The 2,568-nt window shown below is 22.4% G+C and carries 2 protein-coding genes and 1 pseudogene; all 3 read right to left on the reverse strand.

Features of this window, described 5'->3' with window-relative positions; translation table 11 throughout:
* A partial coding sequence (locus tag AJ887_RS00825) for a glycosyltransferase family 2 protein (protein WP_148115608.1) occupies nt 1–291 on the reverse strand: 291 nt, incomplete at its 3' end.
* A 966-nt stretch (nt 292–1,257) separates the two neighbouring features.
* Nucleotides 1,258–1,498: pseudogene (locus AJ887_RS10585) on the reverse strand (glycosyltransferase family 2 protein); the annotation flags it as partial.
* Nucleotides 1,499–1,684: 186 nt separating this feature from the next.
* A partial coding sequence (locus AJ887_RS00835) for a glycosyltransferase family 2 protein (protein WP_261659755.1) occupies nt 1,685–2,568 on the reverse strand: 884 nt, incomplete at its 5' end.

Here is a 2,568-nt window from a genome sequence, read left to right on the forward strand (position 1 = left end):
AAGCTCTAAATAATCATCAGGATCTAAAAACATCAAATACTCACTATTTGAATGTTTAACACCATTATTTCTGGCTGCAAAGGTGCCTAGGTTTGTTTTATTATGGATTATTTTTATTCTTGTATCTTTTTTGGCATATTCTTTAGCTATTTCTATACTTTTGTCATTTCCACAATCATCCACAACGATTATTTCTATATCTTTAAAGGTTTGATTTATGCAACTTTCCAAAGCTCTTGCTATATATTTTTCTACATTATAGGTGGGTACAATTATTGAAATTTTAGACATTATTTTTCTTAAAAAGTTTTTTAGGATGGCGCAAATAAAATCTAAATAGTAATCTAAATCTAAAAAATCTTAAATTGATACCGACTGAAGAAAATAAAGCCTTTATATTGAGATAATTTAAAGGATAATATTGCTCAATATAATAATGAATATAATGTAAAAATATCTTATTTGCTAATTTTTCATTTAATATCCTGCTTTCTTTGCAAAAAAGTAGGATATTGACTCCAATCTTACACATACAATAAGCCTTAAAATAAGCTCTAAGCTTAGAATAATCATCAAAATAATCTCTTAAAGACTCTAAATAAAAAGGCATATTTTTAGGAATTATTTTTTCTTTTTCACTTTTTATTATAGAATTAGCTCGAATTCTATAAATTAACAACTCTTCTTTAATACAAGTTATCTTTTTAGCGCTTAAGAATAATATAGTTCCAAAATCATGATCTTCATGATAAATCCCATAAGTAAAACGAAGCTTATAGACATTTAATAAACTTGCCCTAAAAGCTCCTTGCCAAGCAAAATAAAACTCGCAAATATCATTCTTTTTAAAAAAATCAATCCCACTGATATTTTTAGCGTATTTACAATTTAAATAAATATCACATTCTGCTTTTTGTCTAAATACTTGACCTTCTTCAAGAAATTCTTTAATATTATGTGTGCAAATATCTATATCATCTTTACTCATCTCATTTACGCATTTTTCAATGCAATCAAGCTCTAAATAATCATCAGAATCTAAAAAGTGAATAATATTATTAGGTAAATCTTGAATTATAAAATCATTAATATTTTTAAGCTTTGTTTGGATTATATTTTTACTAAGTTTTGTAAAGTTTTTATTTATTTCTTCTTTTGCAAGTTCTTTAGTATTGTTTTTAAAAGCATTTGTGCTTTTGTAGCTTACAATATTATCTTCATTTTCAAAAAATTCTCTTAATTTTGTATCTTTGATAAATTCTAAACCCGCATTTCTAGCTGAACTTAAACCACCATTTTCTTTTATAATAAGAAAAATTCTTTCATCTTTTTTAGCATATTCTTTAGCGATATTTAAGCTATTATCAGTGCTTCCATCATCGACTAAAATAATATCTAAATTTTTATAGGTTTGATTTATGACGCTTTTTAAACACTCATCTAGGTATTTTTCCACATTATAGATTGGGATTATGATAGAAACAAAAGAAACATTCATATACACCTTCTTTGTTTTTTAAAGATTATATAAAATAGAAAATAAAAAAATAATTATATATTAATAATAATAATATTAAAAATTTTATAATATAAAATTAACTTTTTTTTGAATTTAAAAAAATAGATGAAAGAAACAATAATTTAATTAATCTATAATATTAAACACTAGACAATTATAAATTACTTATAATTTTAACTTTTTTTTCATATGAAATCCAATTTTTATTATTTTATAATAATATTTATTAATAAAATGCAATCTATATTTACAATCTAAAATTTCAATATTTAAAAAATATAAATAATATTTTTTAACATTCAAATTAATTTTAGAATTTCTTATAAGTTTTAAAATTTTTTCACAATCTGCCAATTTTTCATCCATTTTATCTAAATTTGTTGTAGAATTATCATTAACAATATAATAATAACCAACGTATTCGATTGATTTTATCTTTTCATTAATCAACAAAGCAAAAACAAATAAATCCTCTGCAAAAATTAAATTATAATTTTGAAAAGATAATAATATTTGTTTTAAATAAAAATCTTTTTTTACAATTAAATTACACAAATTCCAAGGTGTAAATTGCTTTTTTTTGATAATTTTCAAGTATTCTTGCCAATTTTTCCATTTTGCTGAAAAAATTTCATAGTTATTTTTATTTATTTTTACATATGAAAAAGATAGCAATACATATTCATTTATATTTTCCATTGCTATTTTACAAATATCAAGCTCTAAATAATCATCAGGATCTAAAAACATCAAATACTCACTATTTGAATGTTTAACACCATTATTTCTGGCTGCAAAGGTGCCTAGGTTTGTTTTATTATGGATTATTTTTATTCTTGTATCTTTTTTGGCATATTCTTTAGCTATTTCTATACTTTTGTCATTTCCACAATCATCCACAACGATTATTTCTATATCTTTAAAGGTTTGATTTATGCAACTTTCCAAAGCTCTTGCTATATATTTTTCTACATTATAGGTGGGTACAATTATTGAAATTTTAGACATTATTTTTCTTAAAAAGTTTTTTAGGATGGCGCAAATAAAAT

Origin of the sequence: Campylobacter sp. BCW_6466, assembly GCF_001762835.1 — a bacterium.
GTDB classification, from domain to species: domain Bacteria; phylum Campylobacterota; class Campylobacteria; order Campylobacterales; family Campylobacteraceae; genus Campylobacter_D; species Campylobacter_D jejuni.